This window comes from Anabaenopsis elenkinii CCIBt3563 (genome assembly GCF_015245355.1).
GTDB classification, from domain to species: Bacteria; Cyanobacteriota; Cyanobacteriia; order Cyanobacteriales; family Nostocaceae; genus Anabaenopsis; species Anabaenopsis elenkinii.
Window position 1 is genome coordinate 261,212 of record NZ_CP063311.1, and the last position, 16,184, is coordinate 277,395.

General features: G+C 43.8%; 12 protein-coding genes. 7 read left to right on the top strand and 5 right to left on the bottom strand.

Annotated elements, in window-relative coordinates:
* Positions 1-77: 77 nt before the first annotated feature.
* Complete coding sequence (gene ade / locus IM676_RS01220; protein WP_200988622.1) at positions 78-1,709, bottom strand: adenine deaminase; 1,632 nt, start codon at positions 1,707-1,709, stop codon at positions 78-80.
* A gap of 83 nt (positions 1,710-1,792) precedes the next feature.
* Here ade and gloB point away from each other — a divergent pair, with 83 nt between their 5' ends.
* From gloB to tatC, 7 genes are all read left to right on the top strand, one after another.
* Entirely contained in the window at positions 1,793-2,566 is a 774-nt protein-coding gene (gene gloB / locus IM676_RS01225) for a hydroxyacylglutathione hydrolase (RefSeq protein ID WP_200988623.1), read from the top strand.
* A 160-nt stretch (positions 2,567-2,726) separates the two neighbouring features.
* A complete protein-coding gene (locus IM676_RS01230; protein WP_200988624.1) occupies positions 2,727-4,292 on the top strand; it encodes an efflux RND transporter periplasmic adaptor subunit in 1,566 nt (521 codons plus the stop codon).
* A 41-nt stretch (positions 4,293-4,333) separates the two neighbouring features.
* On the top strand, positions 4,334-7,465 hold the full coding sequence (locus tag IM676_RS01235; protein WP_200988625.1) for an efflux RND transporter permease subunit: 3,132 nt from the start codon (positions 4,334-4,336) through the stop codon (positions 7,463-7,465).
* Between the two features lie 123 nt (positions 7,466-7,588).
* Positions 7,589-7,864 carry a hypothetical protein gene (locus IM676_RS01240; protein ID WP_200990031.1) on the top strand — a complete coding sequence of 92 codons (276 nt, stop codon included), beginning with the start codon at positions 7,589-7,591 and terminating at the stop codon, positions 7,862-7,864.
* A gap of 102 nt (positions 7,865-7,966) precedes the next feature.
* The gene (locus IM676_RS01245; RefSeq protein ID WP_200988626.1) at positions 7,967-9,235 is read left to right on the top strand and encodes an FAD-dependent hydroxylase; all 1,269 of its coding nucleotides are present in this window, start codon (positions 7,967-7,969) and stop codon (positions 9,233-9,235) included.
* A 222-nt stretch (positions 9,236-9,457) separates the two neighbouring features.
* On the top strand, positions 9,458-11,680 hold the full coding sequence (locus IM676_RS01250) for a lytic transglycosylase domain-containing protein (protein WP_200988627.1): 2,223 nt from the start codon (positions 9,458-9,460) through the stop codon (positions 11,678-11,680).
* A 104-nt stretch (positions 11,681-11,784) separates the two neighbouring features.
* Positions 11,785-12,570 carry a twin-arginine translocase subunit TatC gene (tatC, locus tag IM676_RS01255; RefSeq protein ID WP_200988628.1) on the top strand — a complete coding sequence of 262 codons (786 nt, stop codon included), beginning with the start codon at positions 11,785-11,787 and terminating at the stop codon, positions 12,568-12,570.
* 12 nt (positions 12,571-12,582) lie between these two features.
* Here tatC and plsY read toward each other — a convergent pair whose 3' ends face one another.
* The 4 genes from plsY to IM676_RS01275 form a co-directional block, all read right to left on the bottom strand.
* Positions 12,583-13,263, bottom strand: a complete 681-nt coding sequence (gene plsY, locus IM676_RS01260) for a glycerol-3-phosphate 1-O-acyltransferase PlsY (protein ID WP_200988629.1) — start codon at positions 13,261-13,263, stop codon at positions 12,583-12,585.
* Positions 13,264-13,373: 110 nt separating this feature from the next.
* Entirely contained in the window at positions 13,374-14,618 is a 1,245-nt protein-coding gene (locus IM676_RS01265) for a DUF3086 domain-containing protein (protein ID WP_200988630.1), read from the bottom strand.
* Positions 14,619-14,709: 91 nt separating this feature from the next.
* The gene (locus IM676_RS01270) at positions 14,710-15,126 is read right to left on the bottom strand and encodes a DUF3119 family protein (RefSeq protein ID WP_200988631.1); all 417 of its coding nucleotides are present in this window, start codon (positions 15,124-15,126) and stop codon (positions 14,710-14,712) included.
* Between the two features lie 103 nt (positions 15,127-15,229).
* Positions 15,230-16,027, bottom strand: a complete 798-nt coding sequence (locus tag IM676_RS01275) for an MlaE family lipid ABC transporter permease subunit (protein WP_200990032.1) — start codon at positions 16,025-16,027, stop codon at positions 15,230-15,232.
* Positions 16,028-16,184 lie beyond the last annotated feature (157 nt).

Below are 16,184 nucleotides of genomic sequence, written 5' to 3' on the forward strand. Positions count from 1 at the left end.
ATTTATAGGCATATGTAATCTATTGTTAGTAAATAACTAGCTATTGGCTAACCCCTCTGTTTCCACCAAGGAAGATATCAAACCCAAAGTGAGACAAATTCAAAGTTGTTGCTGCTAAATAAGCCCCGGTCACTGAGTTTTAACTCAGGAATTACCAGCAGCGCCATAAAACCCAGGGTCATGAAAGGTGCAGAAAGTTTGGAACCCATATCTTTTACCCAAGCATCCGCTCCGCCATACTGCTCTGCTACGCTGTAACCATCACTACCACTCATTAACCCAGCCACCGGTAAGGGAAGCACTTTCACGGTTTTACCTTCAACAATAGCTATACCTCCTTGGGCTTCAATGACTGCATTCACTGCTCTACAGATTTCCTCATCCTTTGTACCTACCGCTACTATATTATGAGAATCATGGGCAATACTTGCGGCGATCGCTCCTCGTTGTAGTCCAAAATTGTGGATCAGACCCATAGCAGGTGGTCTGTTTTGATAACGATTGACTACAGCTATCTTGAGGATGTCATTCTCTAAGTCTGCCACCACTTCACCATTCTCAATATTAGCCAGTATATGCTTTTCCGTGGTTAGTAATTGTCCGTCCCACACCTCAATTACCCTCACCCTTTCACCTGCTGCGGGTATTCGGAAATCACTTACTTCTTTCGGTGCCGTGCTAAAATTATTTACAGGTAATACCGGGACAGAGGGTAACATTGCTTGACCTTCTTTGGCCACCAATACACCTTGGCAATAGGTAGACTGCACTGCCAAATCCTCTAAATTATTCACTACTATGAAATCAGCAGGATCTGCAACTTGCAATAAACCAACATTGAGGTTGTAATGTCGTACTGGGTTGACACAGGCAATTTGTAACACATTCATGAAATCATGACCCAGTACTAGGGAATGGCGCACCAGTTCGTTAATGTGTCCCCTCACCAAGTCATCAGGATGCAAATCATCACTACAAAACATACATTGGTCGGGGTGAGAATCAATTAAGCTGTGGAGGGCTAAATAGTTTTTAGCTGCTGAACCTTCACGAATCAGAATCTTCATCCCCGCCGCGATTTTTTCTAAAGCTTCCTCTAGAGTTGAACACTCATGATCAGTTGTAATATTGGCATCAGCATACTTTTGTAAGTCTTCACCAGATAGTCCCGGCGCGTGTCCGTCAATCCTATATCCTAATTTATTAGCTAAATCAATCTTTGAGATTACCTCAGTGTGATCAATTAGGACACCAGGGACATTCATCACTTCACTCAGATAAGAAATTCCTGGATGTTGGAATAATTGTTTGACTTCCACCGCGGTTAGGTTTGCACCTGCTGTTTCAAATGTCGTTGCGGGAACACAACTAGGTGCGCCGAATGCTATTTTAAATGGTGTTTGGGCCGCATTGGTGAGCATAAACTCCACACCGGCCATTCCTAAGACATTGGCTATTTCATGCGGATCAGAAACTGCTCCTACAGTACCATGCACCGTAGCTATACGGGCAAATTCTGTCGGCACTAGCATTGAGCTTTCGATATGGACATGAGCATCAATAAAACCCGGGAGGATGTATTGCTGGTAACTCTGTTTTGCTTCCTGTTCAATTGATTGAATACGTCCTTGATCAACGGTAATTGTACCAGGAAAGATGGTTTTTTGGATAACGTCTACAATTTGCCCAGAAATTTTAAAGGTTGACATGACCCACCTCCACCAGTTGCAGCCATTACTGGCTCTAGTCTTATCATAATCATACACCAGTATGAAGCAGGGAATCAGAGAAAATGGATGTAATCCGTCTTAAGGCACTCTCCGACAACTATATATTTTTGCTCCACGATGCTCAACAAAATCTTGCTGCTGTTGTTGACCCCGCAGTAGCTGAACCAGTATTAAAACAACTTGCACAACTAAAGGCCGACTTAGTGGCAATTTTTAACACTCATCATCATCATGACCATGTGGGTGGAAATCAGCAGTTAATTAGACATTTCCCGAATTTGACGGTGTATGGTGGTGCTGAGGATCAGGGGAGAATTCCCGGACAACAGGTATTTTTGCAACCGGGGGATAGTGTAGAGTTTGGCGATCGCACCGCCACGGTTCTTTTTGTTCCTGGTCACACCCGCGCTCATATCGCTTACTATTTCCCCCCTACAAAACTCAGTGAACCGGGAGAGTTATTCTGTGGTGATACTTTGTTTGCAGGGGGTTGCGGTCGGTTATTTGAAGGTACACCAACCCAAATGGTCAGCTCTTTGGCTCAATTACGCAATCTCCCAGATCATACTCGTGTATGGTGTGCCCATGAGTACACTTTAAAAAACCTTGAATTTGCTCTGACTGTAGATACTGATAATCGGGCTTTACAAAAGCGCTACGAGGAAGTGAAGGAATGTCGTAGTCGCCAAGAAGCCACTGTTCCCTCATGGTTGGGCGTGGAAAAGCTGACCAATCCCTTTTTAGGTTGGGACAAACCTTCATTACAGTTAACTGTCAACAGTAACGACCCAGTGCAAACTTTCGCTCGTTTACGAGGAATGAAAGACAGATATTAACTTATATCTAGACAGGTGTCAGCTATCGCTATTAAATCCTTCTATTTCCTACAAATTCTCTCCTTATCTGTGTATAATGCAAGCATTCGCTTACACAAAGCTACATTCTTGTTTGTTGACTTGAGTTTTAACAGCAAATACTAAATATGAGAATATAACAATGCTGAATTCTGAATTTCCTGAGTCTCCCATTTCCAGGGAAACTGAAAAGTCGGCGGTTAACAATTTCAATCATATTGAACAGCAACAGCAAACATTGAAACCAAGGCAAAAGCGCCCTTGGTATTTAATCTGGTTGCTGATTTTGCTAATTACAGGGGGTGGCTTGGTTTGGCGGTGGTGGCAAAATAGCTTTGCAGGTAAGGCAGATAAAGGTGGGGTAGGGGCTAGCCAACCCATGGGAGTCCCTGTCAAGTTAGCTACAGTAGAAAGTACAACCATACAAGACAGTTCAGTAATTGGCGGCTTTTTGGAGGCTCCGGGCTCAGTAGCAATCAAGCCAGAGATTGACGGGCGCATTAGTGAAATTTTATTTAAAGAAGGCGATCGCGTGCAACAAGGGCAAGTGATCATTCGCCTAGAAAACCAAGATACCCAAGCCCGCCTACGACAAGCCAAAGCAACATTAGACCGCACCCAAGCTCGGCTAGCAGAACTCAAAGCAGGTACACGTCGCGAAGAAATTGCCCAAGCCAAAGCTAGATTAGCTCAAGCCGAAACTCGGCTGCAAAATGCTCAAGCTGGAGCCCGTCCACAAGAAATTGCTCAGGCGCAAGCTCAAATTGAGGTAGCTCAAGCTGATTTGGAATTAGCACAATCAAGAGCTAGGCGATACCAAAAATTAAAGGAAGAAGGAGCTATTTCCCAAGATCAATTAGAAGGATTTCTCAGAGAACAAAGAAGCGCCGAGGCTAGGCTAGAAGAAGCTAAAAGAAGACTTGAACAACTCCGCCAAAGTAGAAGCGCTGATATTAACGAACTAGCTGCATCTGTAGAACTAGAAAAGCAAAATCTCCAAAAACTCCAGAACGGTCCGCGCCCAGAAGAAATTGCTCAAGCCCGTTCTCAAGTGATGGAAGCCGCCGCCCAAGTTCAGGTAGCCGAAGTGCAACAGCAGTACACAAATATTGTCGCTCCTCTGACTGGTATTCTCGGTGATATCCCCGTGAAGGTGGGAGATTTTGTCAAGCAAGGGGACGAACTCACCACAGTAAATAAAAATGACACTTTGGAATTAAACTTATCTGTGCCTTTCCATCAAGGTGAAAGGTTGCGGGTCGGATTACCCGTAAAAATACTAGATGCTCAAAGCCAACCTGCTGCATCAGGTAAAATAAGTTTTATTTCACCTAATATCCAGGCAAATACTCAGAATATCTTAGCTAAAGCCACCTTTGTCAATAACACCAACCTCATACTCAACCGCCTGAACGTCCAAGCCCAAGTTGTCTGGGATGAACTTCCGGGAATTTTAATTCCCACCACAGCAATATCTCGCATGGGTGGACAGACTTTTGTATTTGTAGCTCAAGAGAGCACACAATCCCAACCAGGAATGCCGAACCTAGTAGCCCAACAAAAACCTGTGAAGTTGGGAGCCATTCAAGGAAACAATTATCACGTCATTGAGGGACTCGAACCCGGTTATAGAATTGTTGTTTCTGGTATTCTCAATCTCAGTAATGGTGTGCCTATTATCCCGTTACCTGACAAGACAAGCCAGTAAAAGCACTTATAAACCACAATTCCTCATTCCCTCATTTTCTTATGTTTATTGATTTCTTTATCAAAAGACCCGTATTTAGTACAGTTTGTGCATTGATTGTGCTGTTATTGGGATTAATTAGTATTCCCACACTCCCCATCGCCCGCTTCCCAGATATTGCTCCGACTCAAATCAACGTCACCGCCAACTATAGCGGAGCTAGTGCAGAAGATGTAGAAAGTGGTGTGACGAACATATTAGAAAGACAAATCAACGGTATTGAAGGTATCCGCTACATTACCTCTAGTAGTAGTAATGATGGCTCTAGTACGATTACAGCTACTTTCAACTCATCCCGCAATGCGGATATTGCGGCTGTGGATGTGCAAAATCGGGTATCTATAGCCCAACCCCAACTCCCAGAGGCTGTACAGCGCACAGGGGTGAGGGTGACAAAGCAATCTAACAATATTCTCTTAGCTATTGGTCTATTTGCCGACAATCAACAGTATGACAATATATTCTTAAGTAACTATGCCGATCTTTATTTAGCAGATGCTTTAAAAAGGGTTAAAGGTGTTGGGAATGTAGTCATCTTTGGCGAACGTCGTTATGCTATGCGCCTATGGTTAGATACCAATCGCCTTGCTAGTCGAGGACTGACAACTCAGGATGTGGTTAATGCCCTCAATGAACAAAATTTGCAGGTGAGTGCTGGAAGAATTGGTCAAGAACCGGCTCCAGAGGGGCAAAGATATCAAATTGATGTTCGTGCTAGCAGTAGACTCACAGAACCCGCAGAATTTGCCGAGGTTATCCTCAGAAGTAACAATGATGGCAGTTTAATTAAGCTGAAAGATGTCGGTAGGGTAGAACTGGGTGCGGAAAATTACAATACTTTTCTGCGATATCGCGCCCAAGATGCTGTGGGCTTGGGTATTTATCAGCTTCCGGGGAGTAACGCCTTAGATGTGTCCCGGGGAGTTAGAGAGGAAATGGCGCGACTGGCTCCCAATTTTCCCCCAGGCATTCAATATGAAGTAGCCTTTGACACTACACGCTTTGTGGAGGAGTCGATGTCAGAAGTGATCAAGACTCTAATTACAGCAGTCATACTAGTTGTGATTGTAATTTTTGTCTTTCTACAGGACTGGCGCACGACTTTAATTCCGGCGGTCACGGTTCCTCTATCCTTGATTGGGACGTTTATTTTTGTACGGATTTTTGACTTTTCTATTAATAGTTTGACTTTATTTGGTCTGACTTTAGCATCAGGGATGGTGGTAGATGATGCCATTGTGGTAGTTGAGCAGATCAGCCGTTTTATCCAAGATAAGGGGATGAGTCCTCGCCGGGCGGCTAGTGAATCTATGGCTGAATTATTTGCCGCAGTAATTGCTACATCCTTGGTGCTACTGGCGGTGTTTGTTCCCGTGGCATTTTTCCCGGGAAGTACAGGGGCTCTTTATCGCCAGTTTGCCCTGACTATCGCCTTTTCCATTGTGATTTCTACTTTTCTGGCTTTGACTCTCACACCCTCTTTGTGTGCCTTACTACTACGCCAAGGACAACAACCTCAAGGCTGGCTGGGTCGGGTGTTCCACCAGGTTAATCAGTTTATTGAATCCCTAAGAAGACTCTATGAGCGATCGCTTCACCTGATAGTCCACTGGAAAAATATCATTATCGGACTATTTATCGTTTCCTTGGGAATAACTGCTTGGCTTTATACTACAGTACCTACAGCTTTTCTCCCAGAAGAAGACGAAGGTTTTTTTATTACACTCATCCAAGGACCCCAAGGAGTTTCACTACAGTATACCAGTGATGTGATTGCCCAGGTAGAAAAAGAAATCCTGCAAATTCCCGAAGTCGTGGGAACCTTTGCCGTTGGCGGCTTTGGGTTCAGTGGTAGTACTGCAAATAATGGTATCATATTTACAACTTTGACACCTTGGGCTGAACGCACCAGACCAGACCAATCAGTACAAGCCATACTCGGTAAGTTACGAGGGAAACTATTCGCCATCCCAGAAGCCAGAGTCTTTCCCGTAAATCCCCCACCAATTCAGGGATTAGGTAACTTTGGTGGCTTCCAACTTCAACTGCAAGACCGTAGAGGTGGTAGTGACCTCCAAGGTTTAGTCCAATCCATGGGTCAATTGCTCGGTCGCGCCAACCAAGCACCACAACTACAAGCTGTATTTACTACTTTTGCCGCCGAAACACCCCAATTGCTGGTAGAGGTAGACCGGAATCGAGCCAAAGCCCTGCAAGTTTCCATAGATGATATCTTTCGGACTATGCAAACTGCTTTGGGTTCTCAATATGTGAATGATTTCAACCTCCAACAGCGTAATTATCGCGTATATGTCCAAGCAGATAAACAGTTTCGCTCTAACCCCCAGGACATTGAGCAACTAGTTGTGCGTTCTCAAACTAATCAAATGATTCCCCTGAGAAACTTAATTAAAACTACTTCGGTTGTGGGAGCGCAAGTAATTAATCACTATAATCTATTTCGCTCCATTGAAATCAATGGTTCTGCGGCTCCTGGATTTAGTTCTGGAAACGCCATTCAAACCATGGAACAGTTAGCAGCAGAAGTATTACCACCCGGTTTTGGTTATGAGTGGTCGGGAACCGCACTCGAAGAAATAGAATCTGGCGGGTTAGCACCCATTATCTTTGGTTTGGGAATTGTCTTTGTCTTTTTAGTTTTGGCTGCTCAGTATGAGAACTACATAGACCCCTTAATTATCCTTTTAGCCGTCCCTTTAGCAATTTTTGGCGCGCTGGTAGCTCAATCAATCCGGGGTTTTGCCAATGATATTTACTGTCAAATTGGTCTAGTCATGCTGATTGGTTTGTCCAGTAAAAACGCGATTTTAATCGTAGAATTTGCCAACCAATTACGAAATCAAGGGCTTTCTATTACTAAGGCCGCAGTAGAAGCTGCACAAGAGCGTTTACGCCCGATTTTAATGACAGCATTTTCCACACTGCTCGGTATTTTCCCCCTGACCATTGCTACCGGTGCGGGTGCGGGAAGTCGCCAATCTTTGGGAACTACAGTGTTTGGCGGGATGTTAGTTGCTACTTTCTTAAGTTTGTTTGTGGTGCCAGTTTTGTATATTGTGATTAAAACCGCATCAGAAAGTTTATTCAAACCAAATCGCTCTGGTGTGAATTAATCAATAACAGTTAAACATCTCATTGCATTGTCCTTGTGAGGTAAACTAGTACCGGGCAAGATGCCTGCACTACAACAATTTGATCAATTAGCTGCTACTTTATCTACTTTCCCTGAGAAACTAATGGAGATATTTCAAGTCATCCAGGAAACCATTACAAAACCACCCATTCCCCATGAACCACACAAGCAATCATTAAAAGCTTGGGCGATGTATTGCTTGAGGGACAAAGGTTTTACAGTAGTTTACGCCCAAAATGCGGACTTTGCGATCGAACGCAAGGGACAGGGAAAGCTGTACTTTAAAGTTAGCAATAATCCACAAGATGTGGATAATTCCTGTAGTTGGATAGTCTGGGATGGTGTAACCAAAAGCGTTAATCTGTTTCCACTGCGGTAATTAAAGGTTTTCATTGACTGATGTTTGAAAGACAGGTCTGGTTGCACGGATTTGTCAGTTAGCGTAAAAATAATAATTAGGATGCCTTAATTAATCTTCACAATGGCGCTCACACAGCTACATCAGAAAATTTCCCCTCAACAAACACCGCCAGATCATCAGGGATATGACTATGATTTGGTCATTGTTGGCGGTGGAATTATTGGTTTAACCCTAGCCGCGGCCTTAAAAGACTCTGGCTTAAGTATTCTGCTCATTGAAGCCAAAGTTGCATCAGCAGCAGTGGCCAAAGGACAAGCTTATGCACTTCATATGCTTTCGGCTCTCATTTACCAGGGAATTGGAGTCTGGGAGCAGATATATCCTAAAATTACTAAATATTGCCAAGTCCGCCTTTCTGATGCCGATCATCCAGATGTGGTAGAATTTATCACCGATGATTTAGGTACATCAGAGTTGGGTTATGTGGCCGAACACCAAGCTCTGTTAGAGCCTTTACAGGAATTTGTCCAAAATTGTCAGAATGTCACTTATTTATGTCCGGCTGAAGTAGTCAAAACGGAATATCAGCAGGACATTGCAGCTATAGATGTCAAAATTGCTGACCAAATTCAGACAGTCCGCAGTAAATTAATTGTAGCTGCTGATGGTTCGCGATCGCGTATCCGCGAAGCGGCGGGAATTAAAACTTCTGGCTGGAAATATTGGCAGTCCTGTATTGTAGCATTTGTAAAACCAGAGAAACACCACAATAACACTGCTTACGAACGATTTTGGCCTAGTGGACCATTTGCCATTCTACCACTACCTGGTAACCGTTGCCGTATTGTCTGGACAGCCCCCCACGCAGAAGCAGAGGCTTTATGTGCTTTAGATGACGAGCAGTTTTTGGCAGAACTCAGCCGCCGCTATGGTAATCAAATGGGTAAGCTAGAATTACTGGGCGATCGCTTTATTTTTCGAGTCCAACTGATGCAGAGCGATCGCTATGTTCTCCCCAGATTAGCCTTAATTGGTGATGCCGCACACAATTGTCATCCCGTCGGCGGACAAGGTTTAAACTTGGGGATTCGAGATGCGGCGGCTTTAGCCCAAGTATTACAAACAGCACATCAAGGGGGTAAAGATATTGGTAATCTCCAAGTCCTTAAAAGCTATGAACGCTGGCGCAAACCAGAAAACCTGACAATTCTAGCTTTCACTGACCTATTAGATCGAATGTTTTCTCATAACTTTTTCCCACTAGTAGTAATTCGTCGTCTAGGTTTGTGGATGATGCAGCGTATACCCATGTTAAAAGTATTTGCCCTCAAATTGATGATTGGTTTGAAAGGGCAAACCCCAGAACTAGCCAGACGGTTAAACAGATAAATAACGGCGGTTGTCGCTACCTTGGCAAAACATAGCAGACGGGAATCTGTGGCCGACGCATCTGTGTGTGATCGCGTCTTCCTTACAGGAAAAGCAGCAGCATAGTATGAAGATTCTACTATGATCGAGCATGATTTGTAATACTTATAATCTACAAATAACACCCCACTGCCAGCAATGCTAGAGTTGCAAAGACTTAAACCATAGTCTTGGGGAGTATCCATGCGACATCAACTACAAAAAAAACAGATTTCTTTGATTGCTGCTGCAGCCTTATTTGCCTTCTCAGCAGGCGCAATTGTATCCGTCCCCAACGTCAGAAAATTTTGGGGAGAATGGTTCAACTCAGCCATGAATCAGTCTGAACAAATTTCTACAGCCAACCAAGTCAAATCAGCCGTATTTCCACTAGTATCAAAGTCTCCACAAGAACGGGCAGAAAAACTAGAAAAACTCGCCAATAGTTCAATTTCACCAGATAGAGAACGGGCTCGTTATCTGTTAGCTAGTGATTTAATTAATATTAGGGAAGCAGAAAAGGCCTTAAGTCTTCTAGAAGGACTAGAAAAAAGCTACCCTAGTCTTGGTCCGTATATTTTACTCAAACAGGCCCAAGCACAGGACATACTTGGTGAGAGTGGTAAGGCTTCTGATCTCAGACACAGAGTGCTGCGAGATTATCCCCAAGCAGCCGCAACAGCCAGAGCGCTGTATATGATCGCCCTACCAGAACATCATGATCGAGCGATCGCAGAGTTTCCCTCACATCCCCTGACCTGGGAAATTATTCATAAACGTTTAAGGGAAAATCCCCAACAGCCAAATTTACGGTTAATTTTGGCACAATACGCCTTTCACCAACCGGGAATAGTAGGTGTCTTAGATGAGCTAGTAAAACAACCAGATATCAAACCCGATAGCGATAGCGTGGCAGTTGGTTCCATAAAATGGGAGATTGTTGGTACAGCTTACTGGGAAAATAATCAATTTGAACGAGCTGGTAATGCCTATGTTAAAGCACCCCAGACACCCCGCAACCTTTACCGCGCTGCACGAGGTTTACAGATAGGAGGTAAACAACAGCAAAAGGCATTGGCGATTTATAATCAACTAGTAGAAAAATTTCCTGATGCTAGGGAAACCGGCCTAGCCCTATTACGTTTAGCTGAATTAGCTAGAAATCCTAAAGATGCTTTGCCCTATCTTGACCGAATAATTACTAATTTTCCTCAACAAGCTAGTATAGCAGTAGTAGAAAAAGCCAAAATTTACCAAGGACTAAATGATCAAAAGTCGGCTCAACAGGCGTGGGAATTGCTATTAAGTGAATACGGTAATTCTAATCAAGCCGCAGAGTATCGCTGGAACAAAGCCAAAGCGCAAGCCAAAGTCAAAGATTACTTAGGGGCTTGGCAATGGGCGCAACCAATTGTGACTGAGAACCCTAATAGTATTTTAGCTCCCAGAGCAGGCTTTTGGGTGGGCAAATGGGCCACCAGACTAGGGCAACAAGAGGAAGCTAAAGCGGCTTATGAGTATGTGTTGAGTCAATTTCCTCACTCTTATTATGCTTGGCGTTCAGCTGTAACTCTGGGGCTGAATGTGGGTAATTTTGACAACCTCCGAGAATTGCAGCCGGAAGTAGTTGCACACCAACGACCAGTACCCCCCGCCGGATCAGAAACTTTCAAGGAACTGTATTTACTCGGTGAAGATCGTGATGCTTGGTTCCAATGGGAAACAGAATTTACCAATAAACTACAGCCCACCGTCGCAGAACAGTTTACTGAGGGATTAATGCGCCTGGTGAGAGGGCAAAATCTGGCAGCAATTAACCTGATTTCTCGACTCGAAGATAGGGAAACACCAGAGGAACAAGCCGAGTATCAGGCTTTGAGCCAGCAGGTAAGTTATTGGCAAGCCCGTTATCCTTTTCTCTATCGCCAGGAAATTAAAAAATGGTCGGCTAAACGAGAGTTAAATCCCCTCCTGGTAGTTGGTTTGATGCGTCAGGAATCAATGTTTGAGCCAAAAATTAGATCTGTGGTCGGTGCTACTGGTTTAATGCAGATCATGCCGACTACAGGTGAATGGATTGCTCCCCAAATTCAGTTGGATAGCAAAACAATTAACTTAGAAGACCCCAACGAAAATATTAATCTGGGAACATGGTATTTAGACTATACCCATCGGCGGTATAATAATAACTCCATGTTAGCGATCGCCAGTTATAATGCTGGCCCTGGCAACGTCGCTAGATGGCTACAGACCATCGGCAAAGATGATCCCGATGATTTTGTCGAAGATATTCCTTTTAATGAAACTAGAAATTACGTGCGGCAAGTATTTGGTAACTATTGGAATTATCTGAGACTTTACAACCCTGAAATTTCCGCCAAGGTAGCAAAATATTCACAGATACACCCCAAATTGCCCCAGAGGTAATTCTGATAGCGTAGCTTGGGGTAAGCTATTGTTGGGAAAAACATAGTTTGGTCGCTGCTTCCCCGGATACAATAGTTAACAAATGTTGCCTATTGAGCTGACTAATGACACCCTCACAAGATGTAACTACTCCTGATATCCAACAAGAGGAATACGGCAACTCAGAACTGGATGCTCTCAATGAGTTGCCTGATGAAGTGGAAATGTCGCTTTTCGACCACCTAGAAGAGCTACGACAACGGATTTTTTATTCTTTAATTGGTGTTGCAGTGGGTGTTATTGGCTGTTTCATCGCCGTTAAGCCCATTGTTAAGTTACTGGAAGTCCCCGCCCAAGGGGTCAAGTTTCTCCAACTGGCTCCGGGGGAATATTTCTTTGTTTCCATCAAAGTAGCTGGTTACAGTGGCTTAGTACTTTCTAGCCCCTTTATTCTTTACCAAATTATCCAGTTTGTTCTCCCGGGACTAACTCGCCGGGAACGCCGCTTACTAGGACCTGTGGTTTTAGGTTCTAGTGTGCTGTTTGTCACAGGTTTAGTATTTGCTTATTTACTACTAATTCCTGCAGCTTTAAATTTTTTCATTAGCTACGGCGAAGATGTGGTAGATCAGCTATGGTCTATTGACAAATACTTTGAATTTGTGCTGTTACTATTATTTAGTACTGGTTTAGCATTTCAAATTCCCATTATTCAATTGTTGCTAGGTAATTTGGGAATTGTCTCCTCTCAAAAGATGATTTCTGGGTGGCGATTTGTGATCATGGGAGCAGTCGTTCTGGGTGCTGTCCTCACCCCTTCCACAGACCCCCTTACCCAAAGTCTTCTAGCCGGGGCAGTTTTAGGACTTTACTTTGGCGGTATTGGTCTAGTGAAGCTGACAGGTAAGTGATTAATTAGATAGCTAGCTATCAGTAGTTTTTTCTGTTGCTAGCTTTTGCCCAATTTTTGGTTCTATACCTGTTAGCAGTCGCTGAATGTTAGCACGATGCCGTAAAATTACGTAAATTCCCCCAGCAATACCAAACAGAATATAGGGTAGGGGTTGATGTAGAGTTAACATCAAAATCGGCACTGCGATCGCACCGGCAATGGAACTTAATGATACAATTCTGGATATAGCTATAAATACAGCAAACACTGCTGCTGTAGCTAATCCTACTTGCCAATTCATCGCCAATAAAATTCCTAAGCTGGTAGCTACAGACTTACCGCCGCAGAAGCCGAGAAAAATTGATTTACTATGTCCCAAGATAGCCAACAACCCAACTAAGGTAATCATCCAGGATTGCCAGAGTTGAATATTTACCGTTGATGGGAGAAGATTTTGAGTAGGAGCAAAAGAGAATAACCAGTAAACAAACGCGATCGCTAACACTCCCTTCAAGCAATCAACTACTAAAACCACAGCCCCTGGGCCTTTTCCCAAAGTCCGTAATACATTAGTTGCGCCCGTTGAACCCGAACCAACTTCACGAATATCAATACCTTGTAACACCTTTCCCGCAATGTAGCCTGTGGGAAAAGAACCCAACAGATAAGCTATTACCAAAGCCACACCACATAAACTGAACCAAATAGTCATAATTAAATCACAAAGAAGTATAAAGATTGAAGGCTTTTACTCGCCGAATCTAGTCGGAGTTGCGTTCATCAGGTGAAAAAGCTACGCCATCAGCGCAGCCATACACTTACTTAAAAATCATCATTGTAACTTCTGACTGCTTTAGGGTCAGGAGCAAAAGCCAACCACAAAGGAAATTGCAGCATTGCTAAACTGATTTGCTCCTCCCCATCATCAATGACAATGAAAGGTAATTGATTAGTCTTTACCAGTCGGTCGGCTTTCTGTGCAAGAGCATCAGGGGTTTCAAACAAAACTACCCCTCGGTCAGGACCAAAATCTGGGCGACCAATTCCTAAGCAGTCTTGCAAACCGCGCCGCCATTCACCTAAACGTTCTGGGGAATTGGCTAAAACCAGAGTACGGAGGCGATCGCCATATAACCTGTGTAATATAGAAGCCACAGCTGAAGCGATGAGAATATTCTGCAAGCGGCTTCCCATGCTTCGCAAACCTCCGCGCCCCCCTTGTGTAAAGAACCAATCAGCAACTCGTTCTGCGTGAATTGGTTCAAAAGTTCGCCGTAATTGCCAAGGGGGTCCATAGTAATCTGGGTTACTACGATATTGGTCAATCAATCGGCGAATTTTATTTGTAGTCTCTTGAAACTGTTGTTGGGCAAATTGGGGTGTTTGTGGCTGTTCTTGGGTGATTTTTACCTGTGTGACTACAGGTTTTGCTGGTTCCGGTGGTGTCAGCTGCAATTGTTCTGCTGACATTGCTAAATCCTGTAAACTACCGGTGAGATAATCCTTAAAGCCTTGCACCCTAATTGCTAAATCTTGAGATGCTCCCGCAAAAGTCGTTCGCATTTCATTACGAATGCGTTCTTGGCGGCGTTCTAGTTGTTCTACAGAAATTTGCAGAGCTTGTTTGCGTTGTTCTAAATGGGCTAGTGACTCTTGTACAAGTCGTCCCAGAGAGGTTTGAGTTTGACTAAGTTGTTCCTGAAGGGTTTTGTAAGATGCTTGTAGATTAGCTATTTCCGCCTTCAAAGATGCTGCTTGGCTTTGCAAATCAGCCACTGTGTCCTCAGGTTGAACAGACGGTGAATTATTTTGCGACTCTGGCTCTACAGGAGTTTCCGCTTGTTGTAATACATCTTCAACAATTAAGTCTTCTGTGGACTCAACGGCAGCAGGTGTCACTTCTGTATGAGGTATGATGGGCACAAGATTTGCATTATTTGGTTGTGGATCAGGAGATGAATTTGGCGTTTGTGTTTCCAGGAGTGACTCTGGGGGCGATTTTTCTGCTTCTATTTGTTCCAACCACTCATCCATCTTTTGTGGAGTTTGAGATTCCTCTGGGTTCATAAACAATAATGCAAATAAATAAGTTTCAACAATATAGTCTAGATGCAAAACCACTGAGCATAAGTGATGCTCACAGGATGTAGAAACTAGCTCATATCCGTGGACAACGTGATTCTAGACAAGATTTCAGGGTTTTGGGGTCAAATAAAATTGGTAAAAAGTGAATGCTGTTGACTTCCTTAAAATAAAACAGGATAGGAATTCCATACCAAAATATCCGCCAGTTTTGCCATTCTTGGTAAGGAAAGCGCCGGAGTAATTTTTCGCCTCGATAGATGTCTAAATCTGTGGCGGTGAAATGTAAACGTATTGTTACAGTTTGGAATAGCAGAAATAAGCCTAACAATGCCATTACCAACCCTACCCAAACTTGCACTACCAATAGGGGAATGGCAGCAATCAGCAAGACAACGGGTATATTATAGCTAGGCTGGAGTTCCACAGTTGATGTGGAATCAGTTGTAAATGAACTTGTCACAGTTTCCCATCCTATTTTGTGAGTAGACATCTATCCTATTTTAGGGGTTCTGGGTTTGGTTAACTTGCCTGATTCACCTGCCCAGATCCCAGATGGTTCACTCATGGAGATATGAACAGTTCCCAGACCTCTGTTAAAAACCTTGTAGGAATGCACTCCCGGTTCCCTGAAACATTAACCATGAGAGAAAAAAGTTACTAATAAATATAATCAGCAAGGAAGTAACAACAGCGGTTGTAGTTGATTGTCCCACGCCTTTTGCTCCTCCCTTGGTTGTTAAACCCCAGCTGCAACCAATGACGGCGATTAACAAGCCAAAGCAACAGGCCTTAATTAAGGCGCTGATGATATCCCCAATACCCACAAGGTTGCGAGCTGAGTCTAGAAATACCGTATCGGGGATAGCATATATATTTGTGGCAACTATTAATCCCCCTAAAATCCCTGTGATTAAAGACAGCAGGGTCAAAATCGGCAGCATTAAGCAGCAAGCTAGGAGACGAGGGATAACCAGGTAATCAATGGGGTCGGTTTTTAAAATAAATAGAGCATCGATTTGCTCGGTTACCCGCATCGTCCCAATTTCGGCTGCAAAAGCAGAGCCGACTCTTCCGGCTAAAACTACGGCGGTGAGTACGGGTGATAATTCTCTTGTTAATGCTACCGCTAGGACTCCGCCAACTAAATTACCAGCGCCAAAGTTAATAAACTCCCGCGCTACCTGAATCGTAAATACTGCACCCACAAATATAGCCGTTAACAGGGCAATAAATAGGGAATCTGGACCTACAGTGGCCATTTGCTCTACAGTGTTGCGCCAATTGATTTTTCCCCTCAATAGGTGAACTATTACTTGTCCACCCAGGAAAATCGTGGCCAGCAGTCGCTGACTCCATGTCCCTAAACTGGATTTGGATTTAGTCTCACTCAATGTTTTTTCGCTAACTCGGTAACTGCATTCAGGATAGCGGATTTGACACTCCCCACGCCTAAAGGCGGGGGATACCAGTGTCACTGACGTTCCTTGCTTTTACTGGACTTGTGTCCAACAGATGTAGGGGGAACATCACGAAAGAGCGTTACTTCCC

Coding starts and splice junctions, on each gene's coding strand:
- gloB (WP_200988623.1), top strand. CDS start 1,793: ATGGATGTAATCCGTCTTAAGGCACTCTCCGACAACTATATATTTTTG.
- IM676_RS01265 (WP_200988630.1), bottom strand. CDS start 14,618: ATGAACCCAGAGGAATCTCAAACTCCACAAAAGATGGATGAGTGGTTG.
- plsY (WP_200988629.1), bottom strand. CDS start 13,263: ATGACTATTTGGTTCAGTTTATGTGGTGTGGCTTTGGTAATAGCTTAT.
- IM676_RS01245 (WP_200988626.1), top strand. CDS start 7,967: ATGGCGCTCACACAGCTACATCAGAAAATTTCCCCTCAACAAACACCG.
- IM676_RS01230 (WP_200988624.1), top strand. CDS start 2,727: ATGCTGAATTCTGAATTTCCTGAGTCTCCCATTTCCAGGGAAACTGAA.
- IM676_RS01240 (WP_200990031.1), top strand. CDS start 7,589: ATGGAGATATTTCAAGTCATCCAGGAAACCATTACAAAACCACCCATT.
- tatC (WP_200988628.1), top strand. CDS start 11,785: ATGACACCCTCACAAGATGTAACTACTCCTGATATCCAACAAGAGGAA.
- IM676_RS01270 (WP_200988631.1), bottom strand. CDS start 15,126: ATGTCTACTCACAAAATAGGATGGGAAACTGTGACAAGTTCATTTACA.
- ade (WP_200988622.1), bottom strand. CDS start 1,709: ATGTCAACCTTTAAAATTTCTGGGCAAATTGTAGACGTTATCCAAAAA.
- IM676_RS01250 (WP_200988627.1), top strand. CDS start 9,458: ATGCGACATCAACTACAAAAAAAACAGATTTCTTTGATTGCTGCTGCA.
- IM676_RS01235 (WP_200988625.1), top strand. CDS start 4,334: ATGTTTATTGATTTCTTTATCAAAAGACCCGTATTTAGTACAGTTTGT.